General features: G+C 63.9%; 16 protein-coding genes. 6 read left to right on the top strand and 10 right to left on the bottom strand.

Features of this window, described 5'->3' with window-relative positions:
- Positions 1–33: 33 nt before the first annotated feature.
- Positions 34–918, bottom strand: coding sequence for a metallophosphoesterase family protein (locus SO140_RS18320; RefSeq protein ID WP_498542889.1), 885 nt, complete (start codon positions 916–918; stop codon positions 34–36).
- A gap of 107 nt (positions 919–1,025) precedes the next feature.
- On the opposite strand from SO140_RS18320, the gene SO140_RS18325 reads away from it, so the two are divergent.
- From SO140_RS18325 to SO140_RS18340, 4 genes are read left to right on the top strand one after another with little or no spacing between them, the layout of a single operon-like run.
- Positions 1,026–1,517 carry an NUDIX domain-containing protein gene (locus SO140_RS18325; RefSeq protein ID WP_449380479.1) on the top strand — a complete coding sequence of 164 codons (492 nt, stop codon included), beginning with the start codon at positions 1,026–1,028 and terminating at the stop codon, positions 1,515–1,517.
- A 53-nt stretch (positions 1,518–1,570) separates the two neighbouring features.
- Positions 1,571–2,731, top strand: a complete 1,161-nt coding sequence (locus SO140_RS18330; RefSeq protein WP_498542890.1) for a hypothetical protein — start codon at positions 1,571–1,573, stop codon at positions 2,729–2,731.
- The gene (locus SO140_RS18335) at positions 2,728–3,723 is read left to right on the top strand and encodes a glycosyltransferase family 2 protein (protein WP_498542891.1); all 996 of its coding nucleotides are present in this window, start codon (positions 2,728–2,730) and stop codon (positions 3,721–3,723) included. The genes SO140_RS18330 and SO140_RS18335 overlap by 4 nt, the downstream gene beginning before the upstream one ends.
- Positions 3,724–3,777: 54 nt before the next feature.
- Positions 3,778–4,293: a GNAT family N-acetyltransferase gene (locus SO140_RS18340; RefSeq protein ID WP_498542892.1), complete on the top strand. Its 516-nt coding sequence runs from the start codon at positions 3,778–3,780 to the stop codon at positions 4,291–4,293.
- A 25-nt stretch (positions 4,294–4,318) separates the two neighbouring features.
- Here SO140_RS18340 and SO140_RS18345 read toward each other — a convergent pair whose 3' ends face one another.
- From SO140_RS18345 to SO140_RS18375, 7 genes are all read right to left on the bottom strand, one after another.
- Positions 4,319–4,717: a VOC family protein gene (locus SO140_RS18345; RefSeq protein ID WP_449380475.1), complete on the bottom strand. Its 399-nt coding sequence runs from the start codon at positions 4,715–4,717 to the stop codon at positions 4,319–4,321.
- A gap of 105 nt (positions 4,718–4,822) precedes the next feature.
- Positions 4,823–5,581, bottom strand: a complete 759-nt coding sequence (locus SO140_RS18350; protein WP_449380474.1) for an amino acid ABC transporter ATP-binding protein — start codon at positions 5,579–5,581, stop codon at positions 4,823–4,825.
- A gap of 11 nt (positions 5,582–5,592) precedes the next feature.
- Positions 5,593–6,435, bottom strand: a complete 843-nt coding sequence (locus SO140_RS18355; RefSeq protein ID WP_498542893.1) for a transporter substrate-binding domain-containing protein — start codon at positions 6,433–6,435, stop codon at positions 5,593–5,595.
- 29 nt (positions 6,436–6,464) lie between these two features.
- A complete protein-coding gene (locus SO140_RS18360) occupies positions 6,465–7,106 on the bottom strand; it encodes an amino acid ABC transporter permease (protein WP_498542894.1) in 642 nt (213 codons plus the stop codon).
- Between the two features lie 9 nt (positions 7,107–7,115).
- Positions 7,116–7,784: an amino acid ABC transporter permease gene (locus tag SO140_RS18365; RefSeq protein ID WP_449380471.1), complete on the bottom strand. Its 669-nt coding sequence runs from the start codon at positions 7,782–7,784 to the stop codon at positions 7,116–7,118.
- 79 nt (positions 7,785–7,863) lie between these two features.
- Positions 7,864–8,928 carry a Gfo/Idh/MocA family protein gene (locus tag SO140_RS18370; RefSeq protein WP_498542895.1) on the bottom strand — a complete coding sequence of 355 codons (1,065 nt, stop codon included), beginning with the start codon at positions 8,926–8,928 and terminating at the stop codon, positions 7,864–7,866.
- Between the two features lie 17 nt (positions 8,929–8,945).
- A complete protein-coding gene (locus SO140_RS18375; protein WP_498542896.1) occupies positions 8,946–9,779 on the bottom strand; it encodes a sugar phosphate isomerase/epimerase family protein in 834 nt (277 codons plus the stop codon).
- A gap of 56 nt (positions 9,780–9,835) precedes the next feature.
- On the opposite strand from SO140_RS18375, the gene SO140_RS18380 reads away from it, so the two are divergent.
- Together SO140_RS18380 and SO140_RS18385 are read left to right on the top strand one after the other, a co-directional pair.
- On the top strand, positions 9,836–10,582 hold the full coding sequence (locus SO140_RS18380) for a TetR/AcrR family transcriptional regulator (protein WP_498542897.1): 747 nt from the start codon (positions 9,836–9,838) through the stop codon (positions 10,580–10,582).
- A gap of 162 nt (positions 10,583–10,744) precedes the next feature.
- On the top strand, positions 10,745–13,747 hold the full coding sequence (locus tag SO140_RS18385; protein WP_498542898.1) for a hypothetical protein: 3,003 nt from the start codon (positions 10,745–10,747) through the stop codon (positions 13,745–13,747).
- A gap of 86 nt (positions 13,748–13,833) precedes the next feature.
- On the opposite strand, the gene SO140_RS18390 is transcribed toward SO140_RS18385, so the two are convergent.
- The gene (locus tag SO140_RS18390) at positions 13,834–16,188 is read right to left on the bottom strand and encodes a TonB-dependent receptor (protein WP_498542899.1); all 2,355 of its coding nucleotides are present in this window, start codon (positions 16,186–16,188) and stop codon (positions 13,834–13,836) included.
- 153 nt (positions 16,189–16,341) lie between these two features.
- On the bottom strand, positions 16,342–16,734 hold the full coding sequence (locus SO140_RS18395) for a DUF2946 domain-containing protein (RefSeq protein ID WP_449380465.1): 393 nt from the start codon (positions 16,732–16,734) through the stop codon (positions 16,342–16,344).
- Positions 16,735–16,879 lie beyond the last annotated feature (145 nt).

Below are 16,879 nucleotides of genomic sequence, written 5' to 3' on the forward strand. Positions count from 1 at the left end.
TGCTCACGCATCGCCCCGGAATGACAGTGCCCCTCAAACCAGCCGCACGTGCTTGATTTGCCGAATCTCCAACCCATGATCCAGGCTGCGCACGGTCTGCTCGCAGCGCCAGCCGGCGTTGTCCCTTTCGATGGTGAACAGATTATACGCCGCCGCCGGGTAGCGCCCATGCGCCAGCGCCGAGGCCGACGGCACGCCGACCGCGGGCACGTTGCCGTTGGGGCCCTCGAACCACATCGTCGAATGCACGTGGTCGTGGCCGTGCAGGATCAGCTCGACGCCGTGCTGCCTGATCAGCGCGAGCAACGCATCCGAATCGGTCAACCGCTTGTGGCGCGACTTCGACCTCAGGGGGTGGTGCACGAGCAGAACGCGAAAGACATGTTCGCTCGAAAGCCCCGCCAGCACCTCTGCGAGCGCTGCGAGCTGGTCGCCGCCGAGCGTGCCCGTCGCCATCAAGGGCGCCGTCGGCACCGCCGTCGACAGGCTGATCAGCGCCGCCGGTCCGCGCCGCCGCACGGCTGGAAAGAAGCTCGCCGCAGGCTCGTCGCCAGCGATGTAATCCAGGAAAGTTTCGCCAAAGCGCTGGCGTGTCGCGCTGACATAGGCGTCGTGATTGCCGGGGATCGCGGTGACGCGATCCGGCGGACCGACGCCTTCGAGCCAGGCCAGCGCCGGCGCGAACTCGGCCTCGAGCGCCAGATTGACGAGGTCTCCCGTCACCGCGATGTGGTCGGGGCCTTGCGCCTTCATGTCCGTGACCAGCGCGTCGAGCACCTCGCGGCGCTGGTATTTGCGACGGTTGCGTGTCCAGTTGGCGTAGCCGAGCGCACGCTTGCCCGCGAGATCGATCAGCCGCGGCCTCGGCAGCGGCGCCAGATGCGGGTCGGACAGATGCGCGAGTGTGAACGGTGCCATCAGATGCGCGATTGCCTCGCTATTCGCGTGCTGTAATGGCAAGGTCTGTCTTGCGACGCAAGGAAAGCTTCATGGAAAGCTTGCAAGAGGGTTTTGGAAGGAGCCTGATGGCAGGACGTCTGGACCAGATGCGACGGAAATACGAGTACCTGCTGCGCCGCGTCTTTCACACCTACTTCCTGCTCGTCCGCGGCATGACGCTTGGCGTCCGCGCCGTGGTGCTGGACCGGGACAATCACGTCTTCCTGGTCAGGCACAGCTATGTCAACGGCTGGTATCTGCCGGGCGGCGGTGTCGATCTCGGTGAAACCATGGAAGCTGCAATGCGGCGCGAATTGAAGGAGGAGGGCGACATCGACCTCACCGGCGAGGCGGTGCTGCACGGCATCTTCCTGAACAGCCACGTCTCGCGCCGCGACCATGTCGCGGTCTATGTGGTCAGGGAGTTCAGCCAGGAGCGCCTGCCGGAGCCCAACCGCGAGATCATCGAATGCGGGTTCTTCGCAAGCTCCGCCCTGCCCGAGGGCACCACGCCCGGCACGCGGCTGCGGATCGCGGAAGTGCTGGAAGGCCGCCCGCAGACTGCGACGTGGCGATGAGGCGCGGCTATGCTACTAGGGCGGCGCTTTCCTAAGGACGCCACGGACACCGGATGACGAGCCTCAAAATCACCTTCGGCCTGATCTGCCTTGCGATCCTCGCCAGCAACATCGTGACGATGTCACGCTGGAACGAGGCGCGCGGCGTCTATGACGATGTCTGCTATCTGCGTCAGGCGCATCTGTTCCAGCGCTTCGGCATCGGTGGACTCAACACGAATGCGGTGCTGGATTACGATCATTATTTCGAGGGCAAGCTGAAGGAGATCGCCTATCCCGGGTGGCAGGAGCCGGCGCGCTGGCCCTGCCACACGCCCATGCCGAACGGCAGCAATGGCAAATTCGTGCTGCAATATCCGCCCGGCACGGGCGCGCTGCTCGCGCTGTTTCCGGCCGGTCATCAGGTGGTGCCGCTCTATGTCAGCGCGAGCCTGATCGTCTGTGCCCTTGCGCTGCTCGGCATCTTCGCGGCGCGCACGCTGCCGTTGACGGCGGGTGCCGGCATGTTCGGCGCGCTCGCTGTCTACCTCATGATCAACCCGGCCAAGGCGAGCTATTCGATCGCACCGACCATGGCGGTCTGCGCTGGCGCAGGATTCTTGACCGCGTGGTGGCTGGTCAGGGCGCGGCAGAGCCTGTGGCCCGTCGTGCTGATCGGCCTCCTGTTGGGGCTGTCCGTCAATTTCCGCCTGCCCAATGCGCTGCTCGCGGCCGGTTATTTCCTGTTCCTCGGCATTCCCTTCGTGTGGTCGCGCAAGCTCATCAGCTTTGCGCAGGGCCTTGGCTTCGGCATTGCGGTCCTGGTCGGCATGGCGCCGACCTTGATCGCCCAGGCCATCAACGCCGGCAGTCCGCTGGCCACCACCTATGGTGGTGCCGACGTGGTCGCGCCTGCGTTCAGTCTCAGCGTGCTCGGCCAGTATCTGAGCGACATGCAGTTCGCGGTAATCATGCTCGCGATCGGCTCGACCGCCTGGCAGTTGCGGATGGGCGAGGGCGGCGTGCGGCAGGTCGCGTTCGTCGCCGCCGGCAATCTCCTGGTCAATCTCGTCTTCTTCTTCAGCCATCCGGTCTTCACGTCCTACTACGTCGTGCCGATTGCGATGCTGACGCTGTGGAGCCTGTCCTTTGCCGCGCTGATGCAGCCGGTGGAAGCCTCGGAAGAGGCGCCGCTCCGTCATGGGGCGGCAAGCGTTGGAGCGCTGGCGCGATGACATCGACGGAACTTCGCATCGCCGTGCTGGTGCCCTGCTACAACGAGGAGGCTGCGGTTGCGACCGTCGTCGCCGATTTCCGCAAGGCGCTGCCCTCGGCCGAGATCTATGTCTACGACAACAATTCGCGCGACCGCACCGCAGGCGTTGCGTGCGACGCCGGCGCGATCGTGCGCAGCGAGCGGCGGCAGGGCAAGGGCCACGTGGTGCGCCGCATGTTCGCCGACGTCGAGGCCGACGTCTATGTGCTGGTCGACGGCGATGCGACCTATGATGCGCCGAGCGTATCGCGCATGATCGATAAGCTCCTCGACGAGCATCTCGACATGGTCGTCGGCCTTCGCGTCGATCAGGCAGAGGCTGCCTACCGGCTCGGCCACCGCACCGGCAACCGCATGCTGACGGGCTTCCTGTCGTCGACCTTCGGCCAGGCCTTCAACGACATCCTGTCCGGCTACCGCGTGTTCTCGCGCCGGTTCGTCAAGTCCTTCCCCGTGCTCTCCGACGGCTTCGAGATCGAGACCGAGCTTGCGGTCTATGCGCTGGAACTGTCGCTGCCGGTCGCCGAGGTCGAGACGCCCTACTACGCGCGCCCCGAAGGGTCGTTCTCGAAGCTCAACACCTGGCGGGACGGTTTTCGTATCCTCGGCACCATGCTCAAGCTCTACCGCTCCGAGCGGCCGCTGCGCTTCTTCACGATGATCGGAATCCTGCTGGCGCTGATGTCGGTCATCCTGGCGATCCCAATTGTGATCACCTTCATCGAGACCGGCCTCGTGCCGCGCCTGCCGACGGCCGTGCTGTCGATGGGCTTGATGATCATGGCGCTGTTGTCGGTGTCGTCGGGGCTCGTGCTCGACACGGTCACGCGAGGACGGCGCGAAATGAAGATGCTCGCCTATTTGTCCCAGCCGGCGCTGAACAGGAACGCAGGCGAGCGTCGCGCCGATGGACCTCCGCCGTCTCAAATGCTATCCCGCTCTTTGTATTGACGCGTTTTCTTAACGCGAACCGGTGCCCACTTCGCTCGAAAACGCTGTGCTGACATGAACGATCTCTCAGTCACCATCCTTCCCGAGGCCGCCGGCGATGCGCAGGCGATCGAGCGGCTGCACGAGCGTACCTTCGGCCCCGGCCGCTTCGTGCTCAGCGCCTACCGCATCCGCGAGCACGTCGACCATTTGCTCGAGCTCTCCTTCACCGCCCGCATCGGCACGCTGATGGTGGGCTCTGTGCGCCAACTGCCGATCACGATCGGCGACACCAAGGCGCTGCTGCTCGGCCCGCTCACCGTCGAGCCGCCGTTCCGCGGCCGCGGCGTCGGTCGCCTGCTGCTCGACCGCGCGCTCAAGGATGCGAAGGCGCAAGGCCACGCCATCGTGCTGCTGGTCGGCGACGAGCCCTATTACGGGCGCGTCGGCTTCAAGCCGGTGCCGAAAGGCAGCGTCACCATGCCGGGTCCGGTCGACGCCAGCCGCATCCTCGTCTTCGAGCTCGTCGATGGCGCGTTCGAAGGCGTGTCGGGAGCTGTCGGCCCCGACTGGAGCAGGGCGCGGAAGTAGGGAGGGGTGCACTTCCCCGTCCGCTCTATCGCGATCCGAACCGCTTTTTTGCAGCCTCGCTGACGGGCGTGTAAAGGCTCACCAGCGTGCCTTCGGGATCGCGGAACTGGGCCGCGCAATTTCCCCAGGGCATCATCTTCGGCGCGTGCACCACCTCGACCTCGTCTTTCAATCTCGCAAATTCGGCTTCCACGTCTTCGACCTGCAACTCGATGATGGCGGTGCGATTTGAGGCGGGCTCTGCGCTTCCCTCCTTGAAGAGCGCCACCGTCTCGACGCTGCCGAAAGCGAGTGTGGCCGAAGGGGTGACTATTTCGGCAAACACAGGCGCCGGCCATTCTGCCGTCTTGCCCGTCACTTTTTCATAAAAGCCGACAAGGGCCCTGATGTCGGCGGCGATCAGACGAGTGGAAGCAAATTTCACGGCGTTATCTCCTGTCCATTCCGGGGCGCTCCCGTTGCGACAACGGATCCGTAACGCCGCGCTGCTGACAGCGTCCTGTCAGCAGCGGTCAGCACCGATGCGACCTCAATGCTGCGACAGAATCTCGCCCAGAAACTTCCTGGTGCGCTCATGCTGCGGCGTCCTGAAGAAGGTCTCCGGCTCCGCTTCCTCGACGATCCGTCCCTCCGCCATGAAGATCACGCGATCGGCGACCTGCCGGGCGAACCCCATTTCATGGGTGACGCAGATCATGGTCATGCCGTCCGTTGCCAGACCGATCATGGTGTCGAGCACCTCCTTGACCATTTCGGGGTCGAGCGCCGATGTTGGCTCATCGAACAGCATCACTTTCGGCTCCATGCAGAGCGCACGCGCGATCGCCGCGCGCTGCTGCTGACCGCCGGACAGTTGCGCCGGGTATTTGTCCACCTGATTGAGGATTTTGACACGGTCGAGCAGCCGTCGCGCGGTCTCCTCGGCCTCTAAGCGCGGTATTCCGCGCGAGCGGATCGGCGCCAGCGTGCAGTTCTCCAGCACCGTCATGTGCGGAAACAGGTTGAATTGCTGGAACACCATGCCGACCTCGCGGCGCACGGTATCGATGGCCTTGCCTTGCCCGCCCAGATGGGCGCCGTCGACGACGATCTCGCCCTTCTGATAGGTCTCCAGCGCGTTGATGCAACGGATCAGGGTGGACTTGCCCGATCCGGACGGCCCGCACAGAACGATCTTCTCACTCGCACGGACCGCCAGATTGATGTCGGTGAGCACCTGGTACGTGCCATACCATTTGTTGACGCCGCGCATTGCGATCATCGGGTCCGTCGTGGCTGCAACCGACATGATGCTCTCCGTCAGCTGGCGGTGAAGGGGATGCCGGGAATGCTGTCGGGAAAGGCCGGCAGCGGGTTGTTCATCCACTTCGGATAGATCCTGGCCCATTCGCCGCTGGCGATGATCTTGTCGATGAAGGCGTTCACGAAGGCATTGATGTCCTTCTCGCCAAGCCGCGTGCAGGCGCCGTTGTAGAGTTTTGTGAATTCGAGCTTGTTCTCGTAATAGCCGGGTTTCGATTCATTCAGGCGCGGAACGTAGAAGATGTTGCCGCCGACTGCCTGCACCTGACCGGACAACAGCGCCTGCATGGTCGGCGCATCGCCGTCGAAGCGGCGGATGGTGGTGCCGGGAGGAGCCGCCTTGGTCACGTCGGTGTCCTGCACGCTGCCGCGTGCAACGCCGATGACGTATTTTCCCATGTCGGCGGGCGATTTGATCTCGATCTCCTTCGGCGCGATGAAGGTGATGATATTGGCGCCGTAGGGCTTTGAGAATTGCACCGCCTTGGCGCGCTCCGGCAGCATCGCCATGGTCGCAAACAGGATGTCGACGCGTCCGGAGGTCAGCGCCGGGATGCGATTGGCAACCGCCAATGGCGTAAATTCCACGGATACACCGAGCTCCCTCCCAAACAGCTCGGAAAGGTCAGCGTCAAGACCCTCCTGCCTGCCGGACGAATTGACGAATCCCCAGGGTGGATTATCGCCCTGGATTCCGATCAGCACCTTGCCCCGCGCCTTGATCTCCGACGGCGTCACGGCAAAGGCCGGACGGGACAGCACGAATGGCGAAGCCATGGCGCCCACGCCGAGCGCCAGGATGTGACGGCGATTGAGTTGCGTTGTCCTGTTCTTGTCCATCATTTCCTCCTAGGTTTGCGGTGCACTGTTCAACGTGCTGCCGTGACGAGGCGCCGCTCGAGCCAGGTGCCGTAGATCGACAGCGGCCAGCACAGCGCGAAATAGAGCGCGCAGACCAGACCCAGCACGAGCAGCGGCTTGAAGTTCTGGTTGGAGACGATCGTTCCGGCGCGCATCAGCTCGGTGAAGCCGATGATGGCGGCCAGCGAGGTGCCCTTGATCAACTGCACCAGGAATCCGATTGTCGCGGGCAGCGAGATGCGGATCGCCTGCGGCAGCACGACGTCTCGCATTCGGTCGAAGTATTTGAGGCTGAGCGCCTTGGCTGCCTCAAGCTGGCCGCGCGGCACCGCCTCGATCGAACCGCGCCAGATTTCGCCGAGGAAAGCGCCGGCATGCAGGGTGAAGCCGATCGAGACCGAGACCCAGGGATCGAGCTTCAGCCCCGCGAGGGCGAGCCCGTAATAGACCACGAAGAGCTGCATCAGCAGTGGGGTGCCCTGGAACAGCGCGATGTAGCCGGCAGTGGCGCGCTCGAGCCAGCGAATGCCGGAGGTACGCGCGAGTGCAACGCCGAGGCCGGCGACCGAGCCGAGCACGAAGCCGATCGCGGACAGCGCGAGCGTCCATTTGAGGCCGCCGAACAGAAACGGAAACTGGTTCTTGTCCATGGGACGCTCTCACTTGAGGGGATAGCTGAGGAAGCGCGCGTTGATGTGCGCAAACATCTGCATGAGCATCCACGACATCGCGAGATAGAGCAGTGTGACGACGCCATAGACCTCGAAGCTGCGGAACGTATTGGTCTCGATCGACTGGCCGACCGAGGTCAGCTCATAGGCGGAGATCGCGGATGCGATGCTCGTCGTCAGCGTCAGCATGATGAACTGGCTGGTCAGCGATGGGAAAATCGCGCGCAACGCCGGCTTCAAAACGATCAGGCGGAAGATCAGGGGGCGGCTCAGGCCGAGTGCCAGTCCCGCCTCGATCTGCCCCTTGTTGATCGACTGTACGCCGCCGCGGATGATCTCGATCGCATAGGCGCCCCCGTTGACGCCGAGCGCGATAATCGCGGTCAGCGTGGGATCGAGGCGGATGCCCACCATCGGCAATGCGAAGAAGACGAAGTAGATCTGGCCGAGGAACGGCGTGTTGCGGATCAGCTCGACAAACGCCATGACCAGCCAGCGCAGTGCTGCGAGGCGGGAATCGCGCAGCACCACGCCGCCGATCCCGATAATGAGCGCCAACACCATGCCCGACAGCGCCAGGCCGAGCGTGCCGGCGCAGCCCCAGAGCAGGTCCGGCAGACCGTCGAGCACGGGTCCGAAATCGAACTGATAGCTCAACTCACTCCTCCCTCCGGGCGGCCCTCTTGGCGTGGCTTCACCCGTTCCTGTTCGTCCGACGATGGCGAGAACCTTCGCGCTATGACGTCGAGAGTGCCCCGTGGCGCTCGCGCAGATCGATGCGCCGTCCCGACGTGGCGGCCTCGGCAATGGCGAGTGTCACAAGCAGGCTGCGCGCGCCGTCCTCGACCGGCTGCAGCGACGGCGTCACGCCGCGAATGACATCGCGGAAGTGATCGAGCTGGGCGACGTAAGGATCGATCGATCCCGCATGGTTGGCCTGGGACTGGACCGGCCTGTTCCAGTCCTGCGCGTCGCCTTCCTGCGTCCATTGGTCGAGGCTCGGAAATTCGAGCGTGCCGCGGCGGCCCATCACGCGGTAGCTGCTCTGCCCGCTGTAGGGAAACTCCGGCGACTCGCCGAGTCCCTGCTCCATCGTCCAGGGGCTGACCGCACAGTCGCTGAGGAAGAACGTGCCGAGCGCGCCGTTCTCGAATTCCACCAACGCTGCCGCGGTGTCCTCCACTGCAAAGCCGCGCTGGCGGTTTGCGGCGATCGCCGAGACCGCGACGATCTCGCCGATCGCAAAGCGCATGAAGTCGATCTCGTGGATCAGGTTGATCAGGATCGGGCCGCCACCCGCCTGGGAGCGCCATGGCGCGACCTTGAAATACTCCGCCGGCTTGTGCGTCGCCCAGATCGCGGAGATGCCGACGACGTCGCCGATGCGGCCCTGCAAGAGCAGCGCCTTCAACGTCTTCACCTGCTCATGATGGCGGCGGTGATGGCCAACCAGCGACTTGATGCCGGCCTTGCGGACCTCGGCGATCAGATCGGCGGAAGTCTGTAGCGTATCGGTGACCGGCTTCTCGATCAGGATGTGGATGCCGCGCCTCGCGCAGGCGATGCCGTTCTCGGCGTGAAGCTGATTGGGGGACGCGATGACCACGGCCTCCGGCCGCGCCTCGTCGAGCAGCTTTCGGTAATCCCCGAAGACGCGCGCGCCGGGCTGCTCGGCTGCGACTTGCTCGGCATTCACGTCGGCGATGCCAACGAGCTCATAGTCGCCGTGCTCGGCCAGCTTGCGCAGATGCTTGCGCCCGATCAATCCCGCGCCGATTACGCCAATCCTGATCTTCGTCATGTCATGCGTTCCGTTGGTTAGGCCCAGCCGCGACAGCCGCGGCGTCCGGCGCCGCGGGGCCAGCCTTCGAGCAAGTGCCTGGTTGCGTTGAATGCCGTGGCGATCCGCTCTCTTGCATCCAGCGCCCGCAACGGCATTTCGACGCTGAGGCTGGTGTCGGCAGGGAGCGCGTCCAGGAGTGCACCCAGCGGCAAGGCGCCATCTCCGGGCGGCAGCCGTCCTTCGCGTGCCTCGGCGATGATGGCGGTTTCCGTTGCTGGCGATATAGCGGCAGCATCACAGAGTTGCGCGGCGCGCAGCCACTGGTCGGGAAGCGAGATCAGATCGGCGGCCCGGCCACCCGAACGCGTCAGATGCAACGCGTCGACCAGTATGGCGCCGTTCATCTGGCCTGCTTCGCGCACGACCGCTGCGGCCTGCGGCAGGCTGCCGATCGCGCGCCAGCGCATGAATTCGAGGTCGACGCGTAGGCCAAAGGATGCGGCGAGCTGACAGAGCTCGGCGAAATGCGCGGTGAGCCGGGGCCTATCCGGATCGTCGCCGGAAGCGATGACCGCTGCGGCGCCGAGATCGGCTCCGGCCTCGAGACGGCTCGCAAGCGAGGAGACGTCGAGGGCGGGTGTGAGCTGGACGAGCTCGATGTCGCTGACCCGCACGCCCTCGCCAACCAGCACGCGCTTGAGCGCGCGGTGGGCCTCGGTGCCGACCTCTGTCGGATAGGCCGGCCCATCGCTGGTTGCCGGGATGACGCGCAATCCGACCGTGGAAAAGCCGGCCCGCGCAGCCTCGGCGACCAGCGTGGCCGGCGCGAGCCGCAATGCGGTGAGGTGGGCCAAGCCGAGCGGGGTCATCATCGCCTGCATAATTAATCAGTGGGATAATTAGTAATTAATCGACGGGATAATTGATGTCAAGTGCCTTCGATTGGGCTATTGATGGAGGCGAGGCGGCATGCGGCCGCAGCGAAGGGCCGAACTGCCAGATGCCAAGCGTGAAGAAGCAGCCCGCGCGGGGGGGCAAGCCTGCGCCGATCAAGCGGCGCGACCGCGAGCGGACACGGCAGGAGATCCTCGACATCGCCTTCGAGGAGTTCGCCGAGAACGGCCTCTCCGGCAGCAACACCGATGCGATCGCCGCGCGCGCCGACGTCACCAAGCGGTTGGTCTTCTACTACTTCAACTCCAAGGAAGAGCTGTTCATCGCGGTGCTGGAGATGGCCTATGCCGGGATGCGCGCCGCGGAGGAGGACCTTCACCTCGAAGCCCTGGCGCCGGAAGCTGCGATCCGCGCCCTCGCCGAATTCACCTTCGACTACCACCAGGCCCATCCACAGTTCGTCCGCCTCGTGTCGATCGAGAACATCCATCGCGGACGGCACATCGCGGTCAGCCGGAAGCTCAAGGAGATGACGCAGCCGAGCATCAGCCAGATCGCCGATGTGCTGAAGCGCGGCGTCGCCGGCGGCGTGATCCGGCCGGGCATCGACCCGATCGAACTGCACATGACGCTGAACGCGCTGAGCTTCTTCTCGGTCGCCAACCGTCATACCTTCGAGGCGCAATTCGCCTTCGACATGTCATCGCCAAAGGCGAGAGCCCAGCGCCGCGCCGAGATCGCCGACCTGCTCTGGCGCTACGTCAGAAAGGATCGATGAGCTCGGACGCGGAGGAGGCGGCACCATCGATTGTCTTCTGCGCGATGATCGCATCTTGGCGCTGATGTACCCGACGTGTGATGGCTGGTGAGCCACTTCACACTGGAACTCCCGTACAGGTAGTAGTCTTCAAACGGGGTGGCCAGTGGAGCGGAGGGAGAGATGCCCAGGAAGGCCAGCCGATCAAAAAAATTGAGCGGGATCGTCGAGCGCGCGCATCCGGACAGTCAACCGAGAGCCGGCGATGAGCAGTTTTCCGCAGACTATACGGTGACCAGCACGACTGACGGCGGCGGACGCGTGCTGACCGACGTCGAGGTGATCCTGGTCTTTTGGGGCAGCTTCTGGACCACGACGCCTGCTCCGTCTCCTTCCAGCGACGAGTACAAGCAAGCGATTATCGGCATTCTCACGGGCCCCTACATGGGCGGCCTGCGCCAGTATCGCGGCGTCGCGCAGGGCACGCTGATCTTCACCGACCTCAACGACAGCACCAGCCCGGTGGATCAGTATACCGACGATGACGTGAAGACGATGCTCAAGGACCGGCTCGACCATACGAGCATGCCGCCGCCGGCATCCGGCCACAACCGCTTCTACGCCGTCATCGTGCCGCCGGGCATCAACAACAAGCTGACGACGACCAACAACTTCGTCGGGCAACACCAGAGTTTCACCTACAAGGGCGTCACAGGATACTACGCGTGGGTGGACAATACGGGCTCGCTCACGGGGCACAATTGCGTCACCAAGGTCTTTTCCCACGAGTTGATCGAGGCGTGCACCAACCCCGACGTCGATACCTCGAACAACAGCATCCTGGTCAACGGCACCAATCCCGACGGAACGACGGTCACCAACGACGAGATCGGCGACACCTGCAACAACCAGTTCGCGACGATTGACGTCAACGGCGTCAATTGCTCCGTCCAGGCCTACTGGAGCAAGGCGGACAACGCCTGCATTCTTCCGACGGGAACGTTGACCTTCCTGGTGGACAAGGACACCTTCGGCAAGGATGAGGTGCAGGATGTCATCAACACCAGCGGCGGGACGTTCGAGCAGGCGTTCTGGCTCGTCGTTGACGGATTCAGCAAGAACACGTTCAGCTCTCTCAACGTCACGGTGCCGCTGCCGACGGGAGCGTTCGCCAACCTGAACGGGGTCACGATCACGCAGAACCCGAACATCGATTTCGAGAACGGTGCAGATCCCGGAGCCCAGCAGAGGATTCGAGTTCCCTTCGACATCACGTTCTCGAGTGTGGCGCTCGCGGACTTCCCGACGTCCGGCAGTCAGACCTTTGAACTTGATGCGTTCCTTGCGACCGATGGCAACAGGGTGCCGGGCACGAACGCTTCGACGCTGTTCGAATTGGTGGCGGGTGCAGACCCCTACTTCACCAATGTCGATCCGACCCAGAACAATGTTTTCTATCTGAGCCAGGACCTCAGGGTCTTCACTGCGACGCCCGGCCTGTCCCAGCATCCGGTTGCCGGTGCGCCGGCCTTTGCAAGTGACAGCGTCAACGGCGCGTTCACCTACATCCAGGACCTGCTCACGTTCCTGAACAATAACTTCAGCGACCCGGCAGAAGCCGACCCCTTCAACTCGATTCTCCCGAGCCAGGGGGCGGCGCTGCAGGCCGATTCCTCCGTGACTCCATTCACGATCCAGCTCACTCCCACGTTCCCGCCAACGTTCAAGATCTTCAACAACTACAACTTCGCGGTGGCGAGAGTCCGCATGCGCGGTACAGCGGGACCGGCAGGCGAAGCCAAAAATGCCCGTGTGTTCTTCAGGCTGTTCGTGACGCAGAGCCCCGATACGGACTATCAAACGAGCACGACCTACCCCTTCAATCCGGACGCGGCGGGCTTGCCTGGTTCGCCCCAAGTCGGCGCCGGTCACGTCACGCTACCGTTCTTCGCGACCGGAAATCTTGCCGGCAACACCGATTACGACAACGGAGGCGTCAACAACCGCGACATCGAGATCGCGAGCGGGAAGGACAATATCTGGGTCTATTACGGGTGCTTCCTGAACCTTTATGATTCCGCCAACGTGATCGACGGCAAGCAGGCCCTGGCGTGGCTTGCGGGAACTCACCACTGTCTGGTGGCCCAGATCGCATTCGACGATGCCCCGATCTTCATCGGGTCACGTCCCGAGGCCTCGGACAAGCTGGCCCAGCGCAATCTCCAGGTGACGGTCTCAGACAATCCCGGGCCGGCCTCGACGCATCGGATCCCGCAAACATTCGATATCCGGCCGAGCGCCATGGTCAGCCGGAAGACAGAGGTCGACGAGTTGACGATCGACTGGGGCAAAATTCCACACGGGAGCGTCGCCTCGATCTATTGGCCGCAGGTTCAGGCCTCCGACGTGCTTGCCCTTGCGTCGCAGCTCTATCCTGCACACGCCTTGACGGCAGGAGACACGAATACGGTTCAGTGCAAGATCACGGGCGGCGTCACCTATGTGCCGATTCCGATGAATGCGGGTGAAAACTTCGCGGGTCTCCTCACGGTGGACCTTCCCACCACCGTCGTCACCGGTGAGGAATTCAACGTCATCGTCAGGCGCGTGGGGCGGCAGGTCTCGAAACGCGACGTTCCGATCCAGAGGCCGACGCGCGAGGGAAATGCCAATCCGGACGTCGCCGTCCCGCGCCAACCGTTTTCCTGGCGATATGTCATCGGGACGTTTCAGATCAGGATTCCGGTCTCGACGTCTGCCGTGATGTTGCGCCCCGAGGAAGACACGCTGGCGATCATGAAATGGCGATTGCAGCAGACCGCGCCGTCAAACCGGTGGTTTGCAGTGCTGCAGCGGTATGTCGCATTTCTGGCGGACCGCGTCGCCGGGCTTGGGGGCGATCCTAATGCCATTCCACCGTCACCGAATGGCGCGCCGGTCGAAGTCCCAAGTCCCTGCCTCGACGTCGTCGAGTACTCAGGGAAGGTCGCCGAGATCATCTTCGACTGCTTCGGCGAACTGGAGGGCTTTGTGCTCGCCGACTGTTGCACGACGCATTCCTTCAAGACACGCGAGCGGCAGGTCGGCGAACTGCTCATGAGGGCGTGCAGGGATCGGTTGCTCGTATCCGTTTTCGCACTCAGGCATGACCGTTCGAAGATTCAGCGAATGGTCATTAGCTGTTGAACGATGAAGCAAGCTCGCGAGACGCCGCGCGCAAGGCGCGAGGGAGCGCATTCCCTCACGCCTTGGCGGCCCTGATCTGATCGCGCTCAGAACTTGAAGTTCGCGAATGCGCGCACGCCGATGCCGGGCAGCAACACCTCGTCCTTGGTATAGGAGACCGAGTTGCGGATGTTCTCGTTGAGGAGGTTGTTGCCGACGAGACCGACCAGCATTTCGCGCGCGCCAAAGGCGTTCGGCTTGAGCCTGGTCTTGTAGCTGACTTCCGCCTTCAACAGATTGTAACCCGGCGTCGGCGTCTCTGCGATCGCGGCGATGTTGTTCTGCGGGAAGGCGTGCAACAGGTTGACGCGCATCAGCCAGTTGTCGTCGCGCCAGAATAGGCCGCCGCCCATCCTCAAGGGAGGAATCCGCGGCACGTTGGTGCCGTCGGTGAAGGTGGCGCGGACCACGTCGCCCTGGGTCTCGATGCCCCAGATCCCGCCCTGGATAGCTCCGACGTCGAGCTGCGACTGGAATTCACCGCCGCGGAAGTTCGCGTTCGCCTGCGAGTAGACGGCCTGGTTCACTTCGGCACCCGGCGTACCGCATGAGGCAAAGTCGTCGCCGCACATCACGCCGGTGAGCCGGCGATAGATGAAGTTGTCGAAGTGGGTGTAGTAGGCGGTCGCCTCGAAGCGGAACGGCCCCGTGGCCTTGCGCAGGCCGATCTCGACGGATTTTGCCGTCTCGATGGTGAGGTTCGGATTGCCGATGTCGAATGTCGCGGTCGCATCATGCGCGCCGCGCGAAAACAGCTCGGCAGGCTTTGGTGCGCGCTCGACATATTGCGCGGTGATGCTGCCGACCATGCCGCCCGGAAGATCCTGCAACAGGCCGATGCTGCCGCTCTTCGGCGTAAAGGACGGATTGCGAACGATGCTCGTCCGTGGCGTGCCGTCGGGCAGGAAATCCGCAGGGAAGTCCGGCGTCGAACCGTGCAGCTCGACGCGCTCGACGCGGCCGGCGATCTGCGCCCTCGTATGGTCGCTGAATTTGAACTCGTTGAAGGCGTAACCGGCAACGCGATAGTTGCGGTTCGGGTCCCACAGGCCGTTGAACAGCGTGCCGGGATTATCCGGGCTCGGTGCCGTCAGCTCCTGATGGCCGGCCTGGAAGCCGAACGCGGTCGTCACTTCGGCAAAGCGGGCATTGAACGGCATCAGCTGCGTTTCGATGCGCATCTCCTCTTCGCGGTTGGTGAAGGTCTGCCGGACACCGTCTGTCGTCGGGTCGGCGGGATCGGCGAGCCCGAGCTCGTTGTGGCGGTAGTTGGTGGCGCCCATCCACAGGCGAATAGTGTCGATCGCGGCGGCATCGGGGCGGTATTCGCCCTTGACGTTGATCTTGGTCTGATGCGCGTCGATGCGGGTCTGGTGATCCGCGCCATCGATGCCGGGGATATGATAGAGTGCGTCATTCTGTGTGATCGACGCGCCGATGAAGCCGCCCGTGAAGATGTAGGACCCGCCGATCGACGCACCGTCAGCCTGTGTCGCCGAGTTCGGCTGATGGCTGCCGACCGGCCGCGTCTGGTCGAACAAATAAGGATAGCTTGGAATCGAATAGTCGGACGTCTTCCGGCCGTAGACATCGGCATGGAATGCGAAATTGCCGCCGCCGGTATCGAGCAGGAGACCGCTTTCGACGCCGCGATCGACCGAGCTGAACGAGGTGCGGGTCTCGGCCGTCACGCAAGGCGAGGTTTCAGCGGTGGCGAGCGGTGCCTTGGCCGGCATGCCGTAGCTCTGGAACGAGGGCGCGCAGGAGGGCAGGGCATCGGGAATGCGATTGTTGGTCGCGCTCACCACGCCGCCGATCGAGGTCGAGCCGTAGCGCAAGGCGGCGGGGCCGCGCACCACCTCGATCTGATTGGTCGCGAGCGGATCGATCGGAACGAAGTGATCTTCGCCGAGATCGGAGGCGCCGCCTGCATTGGTGCCGTTTTCGACGATGCCGACACGGTTGACGTCGAGCCCCCGGATGATCGGCCGGCTCGACGCGCCCGGTGCGAAGCTCGAGCCGGTGATGCCGGGCTTTGCGAAAAGGAGGTCGCCGAGCTGTCCGCCGCCGTCGCGGCGGATCTCGTCGTTGGGTACGACGGTGACGGTTGCGAACTGGTTGGTGACGACCGGCAGCACACCCTGCTGGGGCGTGGCGGGCGCCGGTTCTGCTGCTGGCTCCGGCGGATGCTCGCGGTGGCGGGTGGGGGCGCTACGCGCGACGCGCGTCGTCGGGCGCGCCGGCACGATCGCTCTGCGCACGATCGGGCTTGGTGCGGTTACCTCGACCGCCGGTAGCTCTGTGGAGGGTTTGTCCTGTGCGATGGCGGGGGTCGCGGCAAGGCCGAGCACGAGCCAGCTCGCTCCGCTCAGACGCTGCGCGCGTCTTGGATAAGATGTCATTGTCCTGATTCCAATCAGGCGCCGACCAACAGCTATGTGCGGGTACGTGGCGACCTGCCGTCTTGATCTGACGGAATTCGACCTCAACTGCTCCCGGGTGCTCGTCCGCGTGTCAAAAGCGAACGAATCCAGGCTTGCTCAATGCTGGAGAGATCAGGACGCGGGAGGCGCGCGCGGCTGGAACGCGTGGCTGGCCGACTTCAGATGGATGAATTCGGCATCGGTGGTGCGGTAGAGGAATTCGACCGCCTGCGGCAGATGCAGCAGCGGCGGCGTCGCGAACACCACGGTGCTCGCCATCGCGACCACGGCGCAGATCGCGCAATTGTCGTCGCCCTGCTGGTCGTGGTCGGGATTTGCCGGTGCCTGCTTCTGTAGCGCTGCACGATCGACGGACGCGATGCCGCTCGCCTGTTGCGACGACTGGAGCAGCGGGGCAGCCCGCGCGAACCAGTGGCTGTGGCCGAAGGTCAACGCGAACTGCACCAGCATCGCGAAGATCGCGAGCCGGGCACCGTGCCTGATGTTCGAGCGGAACCACTTCATTGGAAAACGCACCCCGCATCGCGAGGGCCAATCCCCCGGCCATCACGATGTTACAATGTAACATCGCAGGATCGTGGCGCGCATGTCAACTGCGGGAGGCGCGGCCGCTGTGGCCGGCCTCCCGATGTGATCTTCATGCAACGGA

Source organism: Bradyrhizobium sp. UFLA05-108, from assembly GCF_059803455.1.